16 protein-coding genes and 1 pseudogene are annotated in these 19294 nt (G+C 71.6%); 6 read left to right on the top strand and 11 right to left on the bottom strand.

Annotated elements, in window-relative coordinates; translation table 11 throughout:
* Positions 1-212 precede the first annotated feature (212 nt).
* The gene (locus tag ACIQRL_RS11675; RefSeq protein WP_401330230.1) at positions 213-998 is read left to right on the top strand and encodes a DUF4232 domain-containing protein; all 786 of its coding nucleotides are present in this window, start codon (positions 213-215) and stop codon (positions 996-998) included.
* 18 nt (positions 999-1016) lie between these two features.
* Here ACIQRL_RS11675 and ACIQRL_RS11670 read toward each other — a convergent pair whose 3' ends face one another.
* Together ACIQRL_RS11670 and ACIQRL_RS11665 are read right to left on the bottom strand one after the other, a co-directional pair.
* Positions 1017-1757: a TetR/AcrR family transcriptional regulator gene (locus ACIQRL_RS11670; RefSeq protein WP_401330227.1), complete on the bottom strand. Its 741-nt coding sequence runs from the start codon at positions 1755-1757 to the stop codon at positions 1017-1019.
* 46 nt (positions 1758-1803) lie between these two features.
* Positions 1804-2553 carry an SDR family oxidoreductase gene (locus ACIQRL_RS11665; protein ID WP_401330224.1) on the bottom strand — a complete coding sequence of 250 codons (750 nt, stop codon included), beginning with the start codon at positions 2551-2553 and terminating at the stop codon, positions 1804-1806.
* Between the two features lie 172 nt (positions 2554-2725).
* Between ACIQRL_RS11665 and ACIQRL_RS11660 the strand changes: the two genes are divergently transcribed.
* On the top strand, positions 2726-2956 hold the full coding sequence (locus tag ACIQRL_RS11660; RefSeq protein WP_401330221.1) for a hypothetical protein: 231 nt from the start codon (positions 2726-2728) through the stop codon (positions 2954-2956).
* Positions 2953-3252 (top strand): type II toxin-antitoxin system PemK/MazF family toxin, encoded by a 300-nt coding sequence (locus ACIQRL_RS11655; RefSeq protein ID WP_401330218.1) that lies wholly within the window; start codon positions 2953-2955, stop codon positions 3250-3252. The genes ACIQRL_RS11660 and ACIQRL_RS11655 overlap by 4 nt, the downstream gene beginning before the upstream one ends.
* A 190-nt stretch (positions 3253-3442) precedes the next feature.
* Here ACIQRL_RS11655 and ACIQRL_RS11650 read toward each other — a convergent pair whose 3' ends face one another.
* Complete coding sequence (locus tag ACIQRL_RS11650; protein ID WP_401330216.1) at positions 3443-3985, bottom strand: hypothetical protein; 543 nt, start codon at positions 3983-3985, stop codon at positions 3443-3445.
* 333 nt (positions 3986-4318) lie between these two features.
* Between ACIQRL_RS11650 and ACIQRL_RS11645 the strand changes: the two are divergent.
* Positions 4319-4609 (top strand): annotated as a pseudogene (locus ACIQRL_RS11645) (response regulator transcription factor); the annotation flags it as partial.
* 42 nt (positions 4610-4651) lie between these two features.
* Here ACIQRL_RS11645 and ACIQRL_RS11640 read toward each other — a convergent pair.
* The 7 genes from ACIQRL_RS11640 to ACIQRL_RS11610 all read right to left on the bottom strand — a co-directional run bounded on the left by ACIQRL_RS11640 (position 4652) and on the right by ACIQRL_RS11610 (position 13864).
* On the bottom strand, positions 4652-6130 hold the full coding sequence (locus ACIQRL_RS11640) for an aldehyde dehydrogenase family protein (RefSeq protein ID WP_401330213.1): 1479 nt from the start codon (positions 6128-6130) through the stop codon (positions 4652-4654).
* Entirely contained in the window at positions 6127-7857 is a 1731-nt protein-coding gene (locus ACIQRL_RS11635; RefSeq protein WP_401330210.1) for an amidohydrolase family protein, read from the bottom strand. Before ACIQRL_RS11635 ends, ACIQRL_RS11640 begins: the two co-directional genes overlap by 4 nt.
* A gap of 14 nt (positions 7858-7871) precedes the next feature.
* Positions 7872-8990: an LLM class flavin-dependent oxidoreductase gene (locus tag ACIQRL_RS11630; RefSeq protein WP_328554948.1), complete on the bottom strand. Its 1119-nt coding sequence runs from the start codon at positions 8988-8990 to the stop codon at positions 7872-7874.
* 98 nt (positions 8991-9088) lie between these two features.
* Positions 9089-9865, bottom strand: a complete 777-nt coding sequence (locus ACIQRL_RS11625; protein WP_401330206.1) for an SDR family NAD(P)-dependent oxidoreductase — start codon at positions 9863-9865, stop codon at positions 9089-9091.
* A gap of 11 nt (positions 9866-9876) precedes the next feature.
* Positions 9877-10818, bottom strand: coding sequence for an LLM class F420-dependent oxidoreductase (locus tag ACIQRL_RS11620; protein WP_401330204.1), 942 nt, complete (start codon positions 10816-10818; stop codon positions 9877-9879).
* Positions 10819-10975: 157 nt separating this feature from the next.
* The gene (locus tag ACIQRL_RS11615) at positions 10976-12463 is read right to left on the bottom strand and encodes an FG-GAP-like repeat-containing protein (protein ID WP_401330201.1); all 1488 of its coding nucleotides are present in this window, start codon (positions 12461-12463) and stop codon (positions 10976-10978) included.
* A 129-nt stretch (positions 12464-12592) separates the two neighbouring features.
* Positions 12593-13864 (bottom strand): amidohydrolase family protein, encoded by a 1272-nt coding sequence (locus ACIQRL_RS11610; RefSeq protein WP_401330198.1) that lies wholly within the window; start codon positions 13862-13864, stop codon positions 12593-12595.
* Between the two features lie 268 nt (positions 13865-14132).
* Here ACIQRL_RS11610 and ACIQRL_RS11605 point away from each other — a divergent pair, with 268 nt between their 5' ends.
* Together ACIQRL_RS11605 and ACIQRL_RS11600 are read left to right on the top strand one after the other, a co-directional pair.
* Positions 14133-17087 (top strand): BTAD domain-containing putative transcriptional regulator, encoded by a 2955-nt coding sequence (locus ACIQRL_RS11605; RefSeq protein WP_401330195.1) that lies wholly within the window; start codon positions 14133-14135, stop codon positions 17085-17087.
* Between the two features lie 210 nt (positions 17088-17297).
* Positions 17298-17477, top strand: coding sequence for a hypothetical protein (locus ACIQRL_RS11600; protein ID WP_401330192.1), 180 nt, complete (start codon positions 17298-17300; stop codon positions 17475-17477).
* Positions 17478-17630: 153 nt separating this feature from the next.
* Here ACIQRL_RS11600 and ACIQRL_RS11595 read toward each other — a convergent pair whose 3' ends face one another.
* A complete protein-coding gene (locus tag ACIQRL_RS11595) occupies positions 17631-19289 on the bottom strand; it encodes a fatty acid--CoA ligase family protein (RefSeq protein WP_401330190.1) in 1659 nt (552 codons plus the stop codon).
* Between the last annotated feature and the right edge of the window lie 5 nt (positions 19290-19294).

The following is a 19294-nucleotide window of genomic DNA, read 5'->3' as shown; positions in this document are numbered from 1 at the left end:
CCCATCGTCGCAGGTTGACGGGCTGCTGTTGTCCCAGGCCCACGAGGAATCCCATGCTGTGGCTGTCGCACCGGCCGAGCAGGTCGTCCGCCCGGCAGCGCCACACCACCCCGGCCCGCCCGTCCACAGGGGACACCCCTGTCCGTCGGTCCGGAGTGCCGACCGCCGGCGCACGCGACCTCTTCTACGGATCGACAAGGGAACGGGACACCATGAATACCCCTGCCCGCAGGAACCACAAGAGCCCCAGGGGCTGGAAGCCCTACGCCCTCGGGGCCGCGGCGGCAGCGGCGCTGCTCGCGACCACGGCGTGCGGCGCGGGCGCGGCCGGGGGTTCGGACAGCTCCGAGCCCTCGGCCCAGCCGAGTGCGACGGCTTCGGCGGAGCCGGTCGGTGCTTCGAGCGACGCGGGCAGTAATGGGCCCGGCAGCGGTGGGGGCGGCACGGGCAGCGGTGGGGGCGCGAGCAGCACCGGCACCGCGGGCAGCACCAGCACAACGGGCAGCAGCGGCACCGGCCTCAGTGGTGGCACCGCGGGCGCTGGCGGTGGCGGCAAGGAGGCGATCGTCGCCTGCTCCCAGAAGGAGCTCGGGGTGTCCGTCGTGGAGGAGAGGGATGCCAGGCACCTGGTCCTCACCGTGCAGAACGCGAGCGACAAGAAGTGCAACCTCTACCGCTACCCCCTCGTGCGGCTGGGTGCCGATGCCCGGTTCACGGCCCCCGTGATCAAGGACAGCGACGGGACCCCGGGAGTGCCCGTCACCCTCTCCCCGGGTCAGGAGGCATACGCCGCTCTGCTCGTCAGCAGCGGCACCACGGGCGAGTACGAGGCGAAGAGCATCACCCTCGGCCTCCAGGGCAGCCGGCCCGGCAGCAGTGCGGGCAACCCGATCGACGTCCCCATGCCCGTCAGCACGCTGTACGCGGACAGGAGTCAGCTCGTCACCTACTGGACGACCGCTTCCGGCTTCGCCCTGCGCTTCATCATGTCCAAGTGACGGACCTCGACCGGGGCCTCAGCCCGAGTTGGACAGGCGGTCCAGCCATTCGGTGAGCAGGGTCGCCTCGCCGGGGGTGAAGGCGGGGCTCGGGTTCTGGCGGAACTGTGCGCCGAGGCGGGTCGCGGTGGCCGGGACGGTGGAGGTCGCGGAGCCGGCCGTCCGCGGCTCGGGAGCGGTCGCGTCCGGGGTGAAGACGGAGACGTGCACCGCGTCCCGTACGCGGCGCGACAGGGTCTCGTCCGTGAAGGTCGCCGGGCGGGAGACCAGCATCAGGCAGACGCCGACGTTGGCGGACATGATCATCTGCGCGGCGAGTTCGGGGGCGAGCCGCAGCTTGCCCTGTTCGGCGGCGCGGCGCAGGTCGGCGGTGAGGATCCGGTGGGCCTCCAGGGCCGCGGCGGGCGGGGTGCGCATCGCCGGGGAGTGCATCAGGCGGTAGAGGTTCGGGTTCCGCAGGGCGAACTCGGTGTGACCGTCCCAGCCGTCACGCAGGTCCTGGACCGGGTCCGTGCCGGGATGGCGCTCCCGCTTGACCGCGAGGTAGCGCTCCCAGCCGTGGTCGACGACGGCCGACAGCAGGCCCTCCTTGTCGCCGAAGTGGCGGTAGAGCGCGGGTGCGCCGACTCCGGCGGCCTCGCACACGGCCCGGGTCGAGACGTCTCCGTCCGGGGATTTCGCGACCAGTTCGGCGGCCACGGCGAGGATGCGCGCCCGGGTGGTCACGGGGGCTGCGCCGGGGTTCGTGCTGTCGCTCATGGCGGTGATCCTGACATCTTCGGCGCTGCGGGCGGAACGGGCGGCGTCAGGCGATGCCGCCGTTGGCGCGCAGCACCTGGCCGTTGACCCAGCGGCCTCCGGGGCCCGCGAGGAAGGCGACGACGGAGGCGATGTCCTCGGGGGTGCCGAGCCGCTCCAGGGGCGACTGGGCGGCCATCCGCGCGATGGTCTCCTCGTCCTTGCCGTCCAGGAAGAGGGCGGTGGCGGTCGGGCCGGGTGCCACCGCGTTGACGGTGATGTCCCGGCCGCGCATCTCGCGGGCGAGGATCAGGGTCATGGCCTCGACGGCGCCCTTGGTGGCGGCGTACGCGGTGTAGCCGGGGATCGCGAGAGCCAGTACGGAGCTGGAGAAGTTGATGATCGCGCCGCCCGGGCGCAGCCGGCGCGCGGCCTGCTGGTCGACGACGAACGTGCCGCGGATGTTGGTGCGGTGCATCCGGTCCAGGGCGTCGAGGTCGAGGTCGACGAGCGGGGCCAGGGTCATGACACCGGCCGCGTGGACGACGACGTCGACGCCGCCGAAGGCCTTCTCGGCGGTGTCGAAGAGGGCGGCGACCTCCGCCTCCTCGGCGACGTCGGCGCGGAAGGCGACGGCCTTCCCGCCCGCCTCGCCGATCGCCGCGACCGCCTTGTCGGCCTCGGCCTCGTTGCCCGCGTAGTTCACGACGACGGCGTATCCCTCACGGGCCAGCCGCTCGGCGCTCTCACGGCCGATGCCGCGGGACCCTCCGGTGACGATCGCGACGCGCGGGGAGGTGCTCGGCTGCTCACTCATGGCGTTGCTCCTTGTCTCGGCCGGGGCAGCGGCGTTCACCATCCCGATGAGAGCAACGCTAACACTCACACCGTAGCGACGCTACCGGCGTGGACGCACCCCGGAATCGCTCGGGTTGATCGCGTCGACGCGATCCCCGTACCCACCGTCATATTCGCCGTATGATGTCGGCATGACGGTCAACATGACGATGAGTCTGCCCGACGAAGTGGCCACCTTCGTGAAGGCCAAGGGCAACGCCTCCGCGTACACCGCGCGGATACTGCGCCGGGAGATGCTCGCCGAGGAGTTGGAGAAGTCCGCGCGGCTGCGGGCCGAGGCGGGCATAGTGACCACCGCCGCGGAGCCGGCCGAGAGCGAGGACGACACGCTGGAGCGCTGGGCGCGGGTGGCGGGCAGGTGAAGCGCGGCCACGTCTACGAGCTGTCGTTCGCCGGAGGTCCCGCGCACGTCTTGGTGATCTCCTCCGATGCCCTCAACGCGCAGAACAAGACGGCCACTTGCGTACTCGTCTACCCGCAGCAGGTACGCGAAGCGACCCTTGTCGACATCCCGGTCGGCGCCCCCTCCTCGGGCACCGTCGTGCTCGGCGAGTTCCGCACCCTCTCGGCCCCACGCTTCACCGACGACCTGGGCCCGGTCGACGAACGGGTCATGGAAGCCGTCGAGATCGGCCTCCGAGCCGTCTTCGATCTCTAGCGCTGCGACCGCACAGGTTCGCCGGGGTCGCGATAGCCACCAGGCGGCAGCCAGGGGGCTCCCACGCAAGCCTCGACCGCACAGAGTGCCAGGGATGGTCGGGCTGGTTGTTACGCGGCGCATCGGTCTTCTTCGAACGATCGTCGGCCGAGGCCGATCGTCGATCCGGGTCCGGCACGGCGTTCAGGTCTCATGCCCGCTGCCCCATCACCCGGACCGCCAGCCACACGCACAGCGCGGCCAGCGGAAGCTCGGCACAGAGCGCCATCGTTGCCGCCGCGGCGAGGTCGCTCCCCGCCGCCGCGGTCGTGGTGTCGAACCAGGCGTCGATCACGAGCAGCGTGGCGGTCATGGTGGCCGCCAAAGGGTGCCGCCGGTCGTCGCGGACAGCGAGGACGCCGGTGACGATCAGACTGGCCGCTTCCAGCGTGTCGAGACCCACCCAGGTGACCGGCCAGTGTGCCGCGCTCGCGGTGTCCGGCAGCCCGGTCGCCAGCACGTACAGCCAGGGCAGCAGAGCGAGCCCGCACACGACCAGCAGCCACCCGGCCCAACCGACCAGCCGCGAACCAAGCTCAGCCCCGGCCGCCTCCCGCTCCGACGGGTCCGAGGGATTCAACAGATCCGACGGGTCCGACAAGTCCGGCCCGGCATGGCCGTGCAGCGGAAAGCACTCCGCGCCCTCGCTGCCTTCGGTTGCGAACTCCTCCGCCTGCAAGGCAAGTTGTCGCATGCTCTCGCTCCCCTTCCCGCGCCGCGCTCTCCCCTTCACGGTCTCCAGCCTCCGCCGTGCACCCAGGCGTCGTCAGTCACCCAGGTACCCCGACCTGAGGTGAAGAAAAGTGCACCCCGGCTCCGGGCAGAAACGTCATGGCCTGGCGGCAACCAGCGGTTCTACTGTTCGGTCATGCACTTCAGGACGTGGCAACCGGGCTTCCTGCGAAGGCCGTTCGGGGGCATGGGGCGCGCCATCGCGTTTCACTCCGTCGGCATCGCGATCCAGTTCGGAGTGCTGCTGGTCCTGGCGCTGCCATGGATCTACTTCGTGCCGGCGGCGCTGTGGGCACGCACGGTGGCAGCGGGAGGCACCGCGTTGGACCCGCAGGTCGTCTCACAGCTGTTGACGCGCCGCCACAGCGATCCCCTCGACCGGCTGACGCCGCGCGAACGCGAGGTGCTGGAGCTCATGGCGGGCGGCCGGTCCAACTCCGGGATCGCGGCCGAACTCGTGATCGGCGAGAGCGCGGTCGCCAAGCACATCAACAGCATCTTCACCAAGCTCGACCTGCCCAGGGCGGACGCCGACCACCGCCGGGTGCTCGCGGTCCTGCGCTTCCTCGGACTGGCGAACACGTAGAAGGCTGCTGAACACCTCACCCCGGCCACACGGCTGAACACCTCACCCCGGCCAGACGATCGCCTGCACCTCGCTGTACGCGTGCAGGGCGTACGAACCCACGTCCCGGCCGACGCCGCTCCTCTTGAAGCCGCCGAAGGGGGCCTCCATGTTGCGGCCGACGGTGTTGACGCCGACTCCGCCCGCGCGGAGCCGGCGGGCGACGCGGAAGGCGCGGGCCACGTCGCCGGACCAGACGTAGTCGATGAGGCCGTAGTCGGAGTCGTTGGCGAGGGCGACCGCCTCCTCCTCGTCGTCGAAGGGCAGGACGACGACGACCGGGCCGAAGATCTCCTCGCGGACGACCCTCATGTCCGGTGTGCAGTCGGAGAGGAGGGTGGGGGCGACGTAGAACCCGGTTGGGAGGGACGGCCGTTCGCCGCCTGACACCACCCGCGCGCCTTCCTTGCGGCCGAGTTCGACATAGGACTCGACGCGGTCGCGGTGGGCCGCCGAGATGACCGGACCGACCACCGTGCCCTGCTCGCGCGGATCGCCCACCTTCAGGTGCCCGGCGTAGGCGGCCAGTTGCTGTACCAGCCGGTCGTGCGCACCCCGCTGAACCAGCACCCGCGTCGGCGCCGTGCAGATCTGTCCGCTGTAGAAGGAGAAGGTCGTGCCGATGCCCGACACGGCCGAGGCCAGATCCGCGTCGTCGAAGACGATCGCCGCACCCTTGCCGCCCAGTTCCATGAGCTGGCGCTTCATGCCGCGCCCGCACACCTCGGCGATCCGCTGCCCGACCGCCGTCGAGCCGGTGAAGCTCACCATGTCGACGTCCGGGGAGTCGACCGCGGCCTCGCCGGACTCCGCCGTCGAGCCGCTGACCACGTTGACCACGCCCGGCGGCACACCCGCCGCCTGAAGCGCCTCCGCCATCCGGTACACGGACAGCGGGTCCTGCGGGGCCGGTTTCACCACCACCGTGTTGCCCATCGCGAGGGCGGGGGCGATCTTCCCGGCCGGATTGGCCCACGGGTTGTTGTACGAGGTGATGCAGGTGACCACGCCGACGGGCTGGCGCACGGCGAGCGCGCCCATCACGGCGGCCCCGCCGAACGGGCCCGCCTCGTTGATCTGCGGCGGCAGCGGACTCTCGACCGGCTCGGGCCGCGCGTAGCGTCGGAAGCGGGCCACCCCGACCCCGACCTGCATGCCGCGCGCCGTCCCGGTGGTGGCGCCGCTCTCCGCCTGCGCGAGGGCGGCGTACGGCACGAAGTCGCGCTGGATGAGGTCCGCCGCCCGCGCGAGGACGGCGGCCCGCTCCTCGGCGGGTGTGCCCGACCAGGAACCGAAGGCCTCGCGGGCCGCTGCCGCAGCCGCGTGCACCTGGGCCCGCGAGGCTTCGGGTGCGAGTCCGACGACCCCCTCGGTCGCCGGGTCGATCACCTCGTAGAACCCGTTGTCCGGCGGCACCCATGATCCGCCGATGAACAGCCGCTGCCCGGTGCTCTCCGAGCCCTTCCCGTCGAGGCCGGTCACCGGGTGCTCACCGTCCGGGTGTCGCGGCCCGACCGCAGCACCTTGCCCGGTACGGCGCCGGTCACGACGTCGTCCCGGATCGACTCGACCCCGTTGACCCACACGGCCCGCACCCCGATCGCCCGGGAGTCGAGGCGCGGACTGTCACCCGGCAGGTCGTGCACCAGGACGGCCTTGCCGGCGTCGATCCGCTCCGGGTCGAAGAGCACCAGGTCCGCATGGAATCCCACCTCGACACGGCCGCGGTCGCGCAGCCCGAACAGCCGCGCCGGGTCGTCCGTCAGCATCTTCACCGCCTGTTCCAGGGAGGCGAGCCGGCGTCCGCGCAGACAGTCGCCGAGGAACCGGGTGGTGTACGGGGCCCCGCACATGCGGTCCAGATGGGCGCCCGCGTCGGAGCCGCCGAGCAGGACGTCCTCGTGCCGCCAGGTCTCGGCGCGCAGCGCCCAGGAGTCCGGGTCGTTGTCGGTGGGCATGGGCCACAGGACCGTCCGCAGTTCGTCGGCCGCGCAGATCTCCACCAGGCAGGCGAAGGGCTCCTGGCCGCGCTCGGCGGCGATGTCGCGCACCACGCGCCCGGTCAGGCCCTCGTTCGCGGCGCTGTAGGTGTCGCCGATGACGTACCGGCCGAAGTCGGCGAGCCGCCGGAAGACGCCCGCCTCCTTGCTGTCCGCGCGGCGCAGCATCTCGGCGCGGACCTCCGGGTCGCCGAGCTTCGCGATGCGTTCCGGTACGGGCAGGCCGAGAATCGGGCCCCATCCCGGGATCAGGTTCAACGCGCAGAAGGTGCCGAGCGACATGTTCATCGGGGTGAGGATCGGCATGGTGAGCGCGACGACGCGGCCGCCGGACTTGCGGGCGCGTTCGCTCGCCTCCAGCTGGCGCGGGACGCGTTCGGGGACGGCGGCGTCGATCGTCAGGACGTTCCAGTTGAGCGGGCGGCCCGCCGCCGCGCTCATCTCCACGAACAGATCGATCTCGGCGTCGCTGAACTGGTCGAGGCAGCCGGCCACGATCGCCTCGATCTGGGTGCCCTCGTGCTCCCCCACGGCCTGGGCGAGGGCGAGCAGTTCGGCGGGTCCGGCATGCCGGGAGGCGACCGGCCTGCCGTCGCCGTCGGAGTGCGTGGAGGACTGGGTGGTGGACAGGCCCCAGGCCCCGGCGTCCATGGCCTCGTGGAACACCCGCAGCATGTCCGCGAGTTGTTCCGGGGTGGGCTGTCCGCCCACCGCGTCGGGGCCCATCACGTAGCGGCGCAGCGCGCAATGGCCCACCATGAAGCCCGCGTTGACGGCGATCCGGCCTTCCAGGGCGTCGAGGTAGTCCCCGAAGCTGTGCCAGTTCCAGGGCGCTCCCTCCTCCAGGGCGACCAGGGACATGCCCTCGACCTTGGACAGCATGCGGCGGGTGTAGTCGGCGTCCTCGGGACGCGCGGGGTTCAGCGGGGCCAGCGTGAACCCGCAGTTGCCGCCCGCGACCGTGGTGACGCCGTGGTTGAGGGACGGGGTGGCGTACGGGTCCCAGAAGAGCTGGGCGTCGTAGTGGGTGTGCGGGTCCACGAATCCGGGGGCGAGGACGAGCCCGTGCGCGTCCTCGCTCGTCCGGGACGGCTCGGTGACCGTGCCGATCACGGCGATACGGCCGTCCCGAAGCCCCACGTCAGCGGTGTACGCGGGCGCGCCCGTCCCGTCCACGACGGTCGCGCCCTTGATCAGGTGGTCGAGCATCGCGGAGGCACCCCCTAGACGGCTTGGCGGAACCGGGTCGTGCGGTGCACCGGGTCCGTGTCGATCTTCGGAATGACGTGCTCGCCGATCAGCCGGATCGTCTGGAGCGTCTCCTCCTTGGGGACCCCGACGGGCAGTCCGAAGCTGAGCTGGTCGGCACCGGCCTGCTCCCAGCGCTTGCACTGGGTGAGCACCTCGCCGGGGTCTCCGCAGATCAACAGCTCTTCCTCGATGAGGAGTTCGACGAACTCGGCGTTGTACTCGGGGAGCGTCTCGGGCCAGACGGGGAAGCCCTCGGGGCGCGGGAAGGTGTCGTGGTAGCGGAAGACGAGGGAGGGCAGGTAGTGCAGCCCGCCCGCGACCGCGATCCGGATCGCCTCGTCGTGGGTGGGCGCGCAGATGGCGGTGGTGGTCACCATCACGTTGTCGTTGACGAAGTCCCCGATGGGTTCGGCGTTCACGACGGCGGTCTTGTACTGCTCCAGGACCCACTCCATGTCGGAGACCTTCTGCACGCTGAAGCCGAGCACCCCGAGGCCCTTGCGGGCGGCCATGGAGTACGAGGGCGGCGACCCGGCGGCGTACCACATGGCGGGGTGCGACTTCCCGTACGGCTTGGGCAGGATCTTGCGCGGCGGGAGCGACCAGTGCTTGCCCTGGAACCCGACGTACTCGTCCTGGAGCCACATCTTCGGGAACTCGGCGATGGTCTCTTCCCAGATCTCCTTGGTGTAGTTCATGTCGGTGATGCCGGGAAGGAAGCCGAGGATCTCGTGCGAGCCGGCGCCGCGCCCGGACCCGAACTCGAAGCGGTTCTCGGTGAGATGGTCGAGCATGGCGACCTTCTCGGCGACCTTCACCGGGTGGTTGACCTGGGCGAGCGGGTTGAAGATGCCGGAGCCGAGGTGGATGCGGTCGGTGGCGTGCGCCAGATAGCCGAGGTAGACGTCGTTGGCCGAGAGGTGCGAGTACTCCTCAAGGAAGTGGTGTTCGGACGCCCAGGCGTACTTGAAGCCGGACTGGTCCGCCTGGATGACGTACTCGGTCTCCTCCATCAGCGCCTTGTGCTCCGCGAGCGGGTCGGTCTCGGCGCGCTTGCCCACGTATCCCTGTACAAAGAGCCCGAATTCCAAGGAGGTTCACCGTCCCCATCCAGTTATCTGACGTACCGTCAGATCGATTGAGCCGACTGTTCCACCGTGCGCATGGAGCGTCAATAGCTGATGCACCGTCAGAGAACACTCACGCCCGCGAGCCAGCCGCCGTCGATCACGAACGGCTGCCCGGTGATGTACGAGGAGTCCTCGCCGGTCAGGAACAGGACCAGCCGGGCCACCTCCTCCGGGCGCCCGATCCGGCCGAGCGGCACCAGCTTGCGGTAGAGCTCGTCGAGCGCCTCCGAAGCCTCCTCGGTGTTCGCGCCCGGGTCGAGCTGCGCCGGGTTGCTCATCGCCGTGTCGACGGCTCCCGGGCAGACGGCGTTGACACGGATCTTCTTGGCCGCGAGTTCGAGCGCCGCCACCCGCGTGAGGCCGACGATGGCGTGCTTGGTCGCCGCGTAGGCGCCTACGTAGGCCATGCCCGTGAGCCCCGTGTACGAGGCCGTGTTCACGATCGTGCCGCCGCCAGCCGACGCGAGCTCGGGCGCGAGGGTCTTGATCCCGAGGAACACCCCGACCTGGTTGACCTGCACGATCCGCATGAACTCGGCCAGCGGGGTGTCGACCAGTTCGTTGAAGCGCAGGATGCCGGCGTTGTTGACCAGCCCGTCGATCCGCCCGTAGGCCGCCCGCGCGGACCGCACCGCGGCGGCCCAGTCGTCCTCCTGGCTCACATCCAGGTGGACGTAGTGCGCGCCGATCTCCTTGGCGAGCGCCTCCCCCTGGTCGTCGAGCACGTCCGCGACGACCACCCGCGCGCCCTCCTCCACGAAGAGCCGCGCCTCCTGCTCGCCCTGCCCGCGCGCCGCTCCGGTGATGAGGACGACCCGCCCGTCCAGCTTGCCCATGCGCTGACTCCCTAGGTGAGGTGGGGCGCGACGTCCGCACCGAACGCCGTGATCTGGTCGAGGAGTTCGGCGCGGCTCCGGCTGCGGAACCGCACCTGTATCTGGTGCACACCCATCGCGCCGTACTCCCGCAGCGACTCGGCCAGCGCCTCGGGCGGCCCGCTCAGCGTGCGCCGCCCGACCTCCCAGCCGGGCTCACCCACGTACAGCGGCTCGGTGATGGCGCCGATCGTCAGGGGTTCCTCGATGCCCGCCTCGGCGCGCAGGGCCGTGAGCCGGGCGATCTGGCCCGGCAGCCGGTCGCGCGGATCGCCCTGCGGCAGCCAGCCGTCGCCGCGCAGGGCGGCCCGGCGCACGGCGGCGGGCGAGGACCCGCCCACCCACACGGGGATCCGTTCCTGGGCGGGCCTCGGCCGCTGCCCGAGCCCTTCGAAGTCGTACGTCTTGCCGTGGTGGGCGGGGAACTCGTCCGGGCCGAGCGCGGCGCGCAGCGCGTCGATCGTCTCGTCGAGGACGGCGCCCCGGCGCTCGAAGTCGGCCCCGACCGCCTCGAACTCCTCCCGCACATGCCCGGCGCCCACCCCGAGGACCAGACGGCCGCCCGACAGGTGGTCGAGGGTGGCGTACTGCTTGGCCGTGACGAGCGGATGCCTGAGCCCGACGATCGCCACATGACTGAGCAGCCGTACGCGCTCGGTGACGGCCGCGAGATGGGCGAGGGTGGCGACGGGGTCGTACCAGACCGTGCTCATCGCGGCTGCCAGACGGCGCGGGATGGCGACGTGGTCACAGGCGGCGATGTAGGCGAACCCGGCGCGGTCGGCGGCGCGGGCGATCCCGACGAGGTCGGCGGGGCCCGCGTCCGCCTCCCAGGGCTCGGCGTAGATGGTGCTCTGCGACTGGACGGGGAGCTGGATGCCGTAGGAGAGGCGTTCCTCGGACGGGACGGGCACGACGACCCCCTTGCCTGACTGACGGCCCGTGACTGACGGTCCGTCAGATCGAATGGGACTCGCACATAGTCGTCGCTGACGCCCCATCAGACAAGGGGCAGCCCCGGCGGAACACGTCCGCCGGGGCTGCTGTCCGGGAGGGGGCCCGTGGGGTGCGTCAGCGGGCGAAGCCGTAGCCGAAGTGAGCGTTGTTGTAGGGCGCGCCGAAGCCCACGGGCCCGAAGGAGACCGAGCCGGAGGCGGTCGGGCCGGTGCTGGTGGAGCGGAAGGCCCAGACCACGCCGGTGAGGGTGTTCTCGCCGTACGCGGAGACGTACAGCTCGGCACGGCCGTCGTGGTCGGTGTCGGCCAGCGCGGTGTATCCGCCGAAGAGGTCGCCCTTCTCGGCGGTACCGGGCACACCCGTGGTGTTCTGGCTGAACGACACGGCGCCGCTGCCGGTGAGACCGGACGCGCCGCCGCGCAGCACTGCCACCGCGCCCGCCGAGGCGACCGTGCCGATGGCCTCGCCCGGGGTGCCGACGGCGACGTCCGCGTACCCGTCGCCGTTGACGTCCCCGATCGAGATGCCCAGGCCGAAGTCGTCGCCCTTCTCCGACACTCCGGGTACGCCCACCGTGTTCTGGTTGATCACCGTCGTACGGGAGGTGTCGGGCCCCTTCGCCGAGCCGTACACCACGCCGACCTGCCCGCCGAGTCGCGCCGGCTCGACGGATTCCTCACCGCGGGCGCCGACGGGTCGCCCGATGACGAGGTCGGCGTACCCGTCCTTGTTCACGTCGCCGATGCCGAGGCTGGAGCCGCCGGGCACCAGGGTGCCGTCGGCCCGCGTCAGTTCGACCGGGGCGCTCGGCCCCTGCCGGGTACCGCGGAGGTATTCGACGCGGTAGCCGACACCCGGCCCCTCCTCGTCGGGGGTGTGGACGAGCCCGACGAGGTCGGTGATGCCGTCGTGGTCGACGTCCCCGGCGGCGACGTCGTCGATGGCGTAGGGGTTGTCGGTCTCGTAGTCGGTGTCGAAGGTGAGGGTCCCGGTCGCCGCGGCACCGGAGGTGCGGGTGAACGGACCGGACAGCAGGTGGTTGTCCGCGGCCACGTCGAGGTGACCGTCGCCATTGAAGTCGCCGACGGTGGCGTGTCGGGGCTCGACCTGGTCGAACATGGTGCCGGTCGCCACGACCTTGCCGCCGGACAGCCCCGTCTTCCCGCCCCAGACGACGGTCAGGCTGCCCGCCTGCCGCACGGACCCGACCCCCTCGCCGGGGGCGCCGACGACCAGGTCCGTGTAACCGTCGCCGTCCAGGTCGCCGAAGGTCAGGCCCCAGCCGAACGAGTCCCCCGTCTCGGCGGTGTCGGGTATGCCGGGCGTGTCCTGGCTGATGAGCTGCCGGTGCCGGGTGTCCAGCCCCTTCGAGGAGCCGTACACGACGCTCACGTATCCCGAACTGCCGTACCCGCCGGTCATGCCCCAGGGGGCGGCGACGGCGAGGTCCGCGTACCCGTCGCCGTTGAAGTCGGCACGCACGCCCGTCGCCCCGGCGCTCGCCGTGCCGGCCGCGTGCGCGCCCACCGGGCCGACGACGGCTCCGGCGACGGCCACGGCGGCCACGAGCCCGAGGCGAGAACGGAACGTGCGTCTTCTCATGGGGAACCCAACTCCTGCGGTGAGGGAACAACTGCCCGACGGAGAGGCCAAGATCCTCACTCCGCCGCCAGTACGACTCCCGCGAGGGCAGCAGGGTTGCCCTGGAACACGGCGGGGGTTCCCGAATCGTCAACCGGCGCCACCCCCGGGCCACAGCCCGTCCGCCGTCAGCCCGAGCAGCTCGATCGCGTTCCCCCGCACGATCCGCTCGACGACGTCCGGGGCCAGGTGCCCCATCTGGGCCTCGCCGACCTCCTTCGACTTCGGCCAGGTCGAGTCGGAGTGCGGGTAGTCGGTCTCGTAGAGGACGTTGCCGACGCCGATCGCGTCGAGGTTCCTCAGCCCGAACGCGTCGTCGAAGAAGCAGCCGTACACGTGGTCGGTGAAGAGCTCGGACGGCGGCCGGTGGACCTTGTCGGCGACCCCGCCCCAGCCGCGGTTCTCCTGCCACACCACGTCGGCGCGTTCGAGGATGTAGGGGATCCAGCCGATCTGCCCCTCCGCGTACATCACCTTGAGGTTCGGGAAGCGCTCGAACTTGCCGCTCATCAGCCAGTCGACCATCGAGAAGCAGCAGTTGGCGAAGGTGATCGTGGAACCGACCGCGGGCGGCGCGTCCGCGGAGGTCGACGGCATCCTGCTGCTGGAGCCGATGTGCATGGCGATGACGGTGCCCGTCTCGTCGCACGCGGCGAGGAAGGGGTCCCAGTCGTCGGTGTGCACGGACGGGAGCCCCAGATGCGGCGGGATCTCGGAGAAGGCCACCGCGCGTACGCCACGGGCGGCATTGCGCCGTACTTCGTCCGCCGCAAGCCGGGCGTCCCACAACGGTACGAGCGTGAGGGGTATCAGGCGCCCTTGGGCCTCGGGCCCGCACCACTCCTCCACCATCCAGTCGTTGTAGGCACGCACCCCGAGAAGGCCCAGCTCACGGTCGGTCGCCTCGGTGAACGTCTGCCCGCAGAAACGGGGGAAGGTGGGGAAACACAGGGCGGACTGGACATGGTTGACGTCCATGTCGGCCAGCCGTTGCGGTACGTCGTACGAGCCGGGGCGCATCTGCTCGTACGTGATGATCTCGAGCCTGATCTCGTCGCGGTCGTAGCCGACGGCCGTGTCGAGGCGGGTGAGGGGCCGGTGCAGGTCCTCGTAGACCCACCAGTCCCCGACGGGACCGTCGTCGCCCGGTGCGCCCATGACGGGGGCGAACCTCCCGCCCAGGAAGGTCATTTCCTTCAGGGGCGCGCGGACGATGCGGGGCCCGGCGTCCTGGTAGTTCGCGGGCAGCCGGTCCCGCCAGACGCCGGGGGGTTCGACCGTGTGGTCGTCCACCGAGATGATCCTCGGGAAGGCGGTCCCGGCGTCCACCGAGGGGCTCTGCGCGGTTTCCGTGGTCTCCATACGGGCCACGGTAGCGCCGATCTGACGCCCCGTCAGCTCTCTGTCCGCTCTCCGTCGACTCCCCGTCGGAGCTTCGCCGGCTCCTCGCCGGCCGGTACCGTCGGCGGTGGCGGACGGAGGAATTCCCGCCGATGTGTGAGGGGTCTGTGTGAGGACCGTGTGCCCTGTCCGGCGGCACCCTGTGATCGCTGTCTCGCACGGCTGACGCATCCGCCATGAACAAGGCAAACTGGCCTCGTTGTACTGACAGTTCGGCAGGGGGACAGCGATGGACGGTGTGCCGCGAGTACCGAAGCAGTGGCACCCGGGCTCGGAGGAGCCCGCGGCGTTGCGCTTCAGCGTGCTCGGACCGGTGCGCGCCTGGCTCGGGGACGACCCGCTTCCGGCGGGGTCCCCGCAGCAACGCGCCCTGCTGGCCGCGCTGCTGCTCCGCGACGGCCGCACGGCCACGGCATCCGAGCTCATCGACGCCCTGTGGGGCGACGAGCCGCCGTCCCAGGCGCTGGCCGCCCTGCGTACGTACGCCTCACGCCTGCGCAAGACGCTCGGCGCCGAAGTCCTGGTGAGCGAGTCCGGCGGCTACGCGATCCGCTCCCTGCGCGAGGGTGCGCTCGACCACGTAAACGCCCAGGAACTCGCCGCGGACGCCGAGAAGGCGCGCGGCTCGGGCGATCTGGCGCGCGCCCGCGACCTGCTCCGGGACGCCCTCGCCCTGTGGGACGGCGAACCGCTCGCCAGCATCCCCGGCCCCCACGCCGAGACACAGCGGGCCCGCCTGGAGGAATGGCGGCTGCAACTCCTCGAATCCTGCCTCGACATGGACCTGGAGCAGGGCTGCCACGCGGAGGCGGTCTCCGAACTCACGGCGCTCACCGCCGCGCACCCGCTGCGCGAACGCCTGCGTGAACTCCTGATGCTGGCGCTGTACCGCTCCGGCCGCCAGGCGGAAGCCCTCGCCGTGTACGCGGACACCCGGCGGCTGCTCGCCGACGAGCTGGGGGTGGACCCGCGGCAGGGCCTGAAGGAGCTCCAGCAGCGCATACTCCAGGCGGACCCGGGCCTCGCGGAACCCTCCGCCCCGAAGGCGGAGCCCACCGTCGCCCCCGTCCGCCCGGCCCAACTCCCCGCGACGGTCACCGACTTCACCGGCCGGGCGTCCTTCGTGCAGGAACTGAGCGACGTCCTCGCCTCGGCATCGTCCGACGCGGGCCGGGTCATGGCCGTCTCGGCGCTGGCGGGCATCGGGGGCGTGGGCAAGACGACACTCGCGGTGCATGTCGCCCACCAGTCCCGCGGGGCGTTCCCCGACGGGCAGTTGTACGTCGACCTGCAGGGCGCCGGATCGCGGGCGGCCGAGCCGGAGACGGTCCTCGGCGCCTTCCTGCGGGCCCTGGGAACGGCGGACTCGGCCATCCCGGACTCACTGGAGGAACGCTCGGCCCTCTACCGCTCCGTCCTCGACGGCCGCCGCGTCCTGGTCCTGCTGGACAACGCCCGCGACGCCGCCCAGGTACGCCCGCTGCTGCCCGGCACCGAGGGCTGCGCCGCCCTGGTGACCTCGCGCATACGGATGGTGGACCTGGCGGGAGCCCATCTGGTGGACCTCGACGTGATGTCTCCCGAGGAGGCGCTGCAGCTCTTCACGAAAATCGTGGGCCAGGAGCGGGTCGCCTCCGAGCGGGAGGCCGCCCTCGACGTGGTCGCGGCGTGCGGTTTCCTGCCGCTCGCCATCCGTATCGCGGCGTCCCGGCTCGCCGCCCGCCGCACCTGGACGGTGTCGGTGCTCGCGGCGAAGCTCGGCGACGAGCGCCGCCGGCTGGACGAACTCCAGGCCGGCGACCTGGCCGTCAAGGCCACCTTCGAGCTCGGCTACGGCCAGCTGGAGCCGGCCCAGGCCCGCGCCTTCCGCCTGCTGGGCCTCGCCGACGGCCCGGACATCTCGCTGGCGGCCGCGGCGGCGGTGCTGGACCTCCCGGCCGAGGCCACCGAGGACCTCCTGGAGTCCCTCGTGGACACCTCCCTCCTGGAGTCGGCGGCCCCCGGCCGCTACCGCTACCACGACCTCGTACGCCTCTACGCGCGCTCCTGCGCCGAACGCGACGAGCAGCCCCCCAGCGAGCGGGCCGCGGCCATGTCGCGGCTGCTGGACTTCTACCTGAGCACGGCGGCGGGGGTGTACGCGATCGAACGGCCCGGGGACCGGCTGGTGGACCATCTGGAGCCGACGGCCCACCCGGGCCTGTCCTTCGCGAACCGGCAGGCATCGTGGGACTGGCTGTATTCGGAGGCCGTACCCCTTCTCGCCTGTGTACGGCAGTCGGCGGGGGCGCCGACGCTCCGTCGCGCGATCGATCTCCTGTGGGCGGCGGTCGACCTCGCCGAGTCGGGGGCCAACTCGAAGGAGTACGAGGCGGCGGCCACCGCTCTGCGGGACGCTGCCCGCGCGGCCTCGGACACCCACGCGGTGGGCAGGGCGGGCGTCGTCCTGAGCAACGCGCTGTTGTTCTCAGGGGTGTTCGACCAGGCGTACCGGGAGGCCAAGGAGGCACTCCGGCTCGCCGAGGCGTCCGCCGATCCGCTGCCCTGCTGCTGGGCGGCGAACATCCTCGGGAGCATCGCGTTCTACCAGAAGCGCTACACCGACGCCGAGGGGTACTTCAGCCGAGCCATCGAGGAGTTCCGCGGCTGCGGTGACCTGGCGGGGTCGGCGAGCCCCCTGTGCAACCTGTCGCGGCTCCACCTCGCGACGGGGCGCGCCGACACCGCTGTCGTGCTCGCCCGCCAGGGGACCGAGATCTACGAGACGCTGGGCCACTCCCTTCGCGTGGCCAACGGCCGCTATGCGCTCGGGATGGCCCTCGGCAAGAGCGGCCGCCACACCGACGCCACGGCCGAACTCGAAGAAGCACTGCGGGTCTTCCGCGACAGCCGTCAGCGCCTGTGGGAGGGCATGGCCCTCTGCCGGCTGGCGGAGGTCGACCTGGATGCCCGCCAGTCGGCCCGGGCGGCCGGCAACGCCGAGATGGCGCTCACGGTCCTGCGCGGCATCGGCGGTGAATGGCGCCGGGGCAACGTACTGACCGTACTGGGCAAAGCACTGAACGGAATCGGCCAGTCCGGCAGGGCCCAGGTCTGCTGGCGCGAAGCCCTGGAGATCTACGAGAAGCTGGATTCGCCGGAGACCGCCGAGGTGCGCGCGCTCCTGACTCCCGTCGCCGCATAGGTGCGGCGGTCGTTCATCGTTCGTTTATCGCCGCCCGGCAGTCTCTCTGTTGTCGATCCGTCGCGTCGGGGGGCACACGGACCGCCGGAGTGGTCGCCGGACCCACAGTCTAGGGTTGGCGACCCGAGTGGCCCGTCCGGCCGTCCTCGGGGGAATGGCCGGGCGGGCCCCACAGTCCCAGAAAAGAACCACCACAGGGGAGGCAGCACCATGAGCGAGACCGAGAAGCCGATCGCCGAGCCGGACAACACGCACGTCACGGGCGGTGAGGACGGCGAGGAGATCACGCCGATGAACACCCACGTGACGAGCAGCCCGATCAGGCCGCTGAGCGCGACCGACGGCGACGCCACTCCGGACAACACCCACGTGACGGACGAGCCGGTCTAAGTCCCATCCCGGGGGGGGCGGACTTACACCACACGGGGATCGGCCGCGGCGGCGCGGAGGGGGAGCCGTCGCGGCCGCCGTGTGTCCGAGGTCATGACGCCGGGGGCGGGGGGACCTCTCGCCCCCGGCCGGGCCGGGGGAAACGCCCCGGTCTCATGAACTCCCTTGCCGCAGCTCCCCCTTCACCACCTTCCCGCTCGCGTTCCGTGGCAGTTCGGGGACGAACTCGATCGTGCGGGGGACCTTGTAGTTGGCCATTTCGCGGCGGGACCAGGTGATCAGGTCGCCGGCCGTGAGCGTGGAGTGCGGGCGGCGGACGACGTAGGCCCTGCCGACCTCGCCGAGCCGGCTGTCCGGTACGCCGATGACCGCCACGTCGGCGACCTCGGGGTGCAGGCCGAGCAGTTGCTCGATCTCCGCCGGGTAGGCGTTGAAGCCGCCGACGATGAACATGTCCTTGATCCGGTCGGTGATGCGGAGGTTGCCCCCGGGGTCGAGGACGCCCACGTCGCCGGTGCGCAGCCAGCCGTCCTCGGAGATGACCGCCGCGGTCGCCTCGGGGTCCTCGAAGTAGCCGCTCATCACGTTGAAACCGCGGACCAGGACCTCGCCGGGGGAGCCGGGGGCCGCCGGGGCTCCCGAGGCGTCCACCACCCGTACCTCGGTGTCCGGGATCGCCCGGCCCGAGGTCGAGGCGATCACCGCCGGCGGATCCCCCCTGCGGCACATCGTGACGATGCCGCTCGCCTCGGAGAGCCCGTACGCCGTCAGGACCGTGTCCACGCCGAGTTCCGTGCGCAGGCGTTCCACCAGACGCAGCGGCACCACCGCCGCGCCCGTGACGACCAGGCGCAGAGCCGAGAGGTCGTACGTGTCCCGGGACGGGTGGTCCAGCAGCGACTGGTGGAGGGTGGGCGGGCCGGGGAGGACGGAGATGCGTTCCGCGGCCACGTTCGCGAGCACCGTGTCCACGTCGAACACGGGCTGCGGCACCATCGTCGCCCCGCGCATCAGACAGGCGATGATCCCGGCCTTGTAGCCGAAGGTGTGGAAGAACGGGTTCACGATCAGATAGCGGTCGCCCTCGCGCAGCCCGGCGAGGTCGCTCCAGATCCCGTAGCCGCGCAGCGTCTGCGCGTGGGTGATCAGGGCGCCCTTCGGCCGGCCCGTGGTGCCCGAGGTGAAGATGATGTCCGAGGGGGAGGCGCCGGACACGGCCGCGCCGCGACGACGCACGTCGTCCGCGCCCACGCCCTCCCCGTCCGCCAGGAAGTCCTTCCAGGCACGGAAGTCGGCCGGGGCGTCGTCCGCGAGCACCACCACCTGTTCCAGGTGCGGCAGGCCGGGGAGCGGGCCGGTTCCGCGGTCGGGGCCGGTGTCAGCCCCGGCGCCGGGGCCTTCGCCGGAACCCGTTTCCCGGGGCTCCCCCGCCGCCCGGCGCAGCGACGCCACGTACGACGTGCCGAGGAACGTTCCCGTCACGAACAGCAGCTTCGCCCGGCTCCGGGCCAGTACGTACACCGCCTCGGCGCCCTTGAAGCGGGTGTTGAGGGGGACGAGGACCGCGCCCGCGGACACCGCGCCGAGGGCGGAGACGATCCAGTCGAGGGTGTTCGGGGCCCAGACGGCCACGCGGTCGCCGACCCCGACGCCGCCCGCCACGCAGGCCGCCGCGGCACGCTCCACACGGGCGCCCAACTCCTCGTAGGAGATGCGCGTCCGGCCCTCGACGACCGCCTCGCGGTCCGCGAAACGGGCCGCCGCAAACCGTACAAGTCCCGGGACGCCGCCCCACTCCAGGTCACCGCGCATCGCGC

The sequence above is a fragment of the Streptomyces sp. NPDC091209 genome, assembly GCF_044757755.1.
In the GTDB taxonomy this organism is placed as follows: Bacteria; Actinomycetota; Actinomycetes; order Streptomycetales; family Streptomycetaceae; genus Streptomyces.
This window is presented reverse-complemented; position numbering and strand designations above follow the sequence as displayed.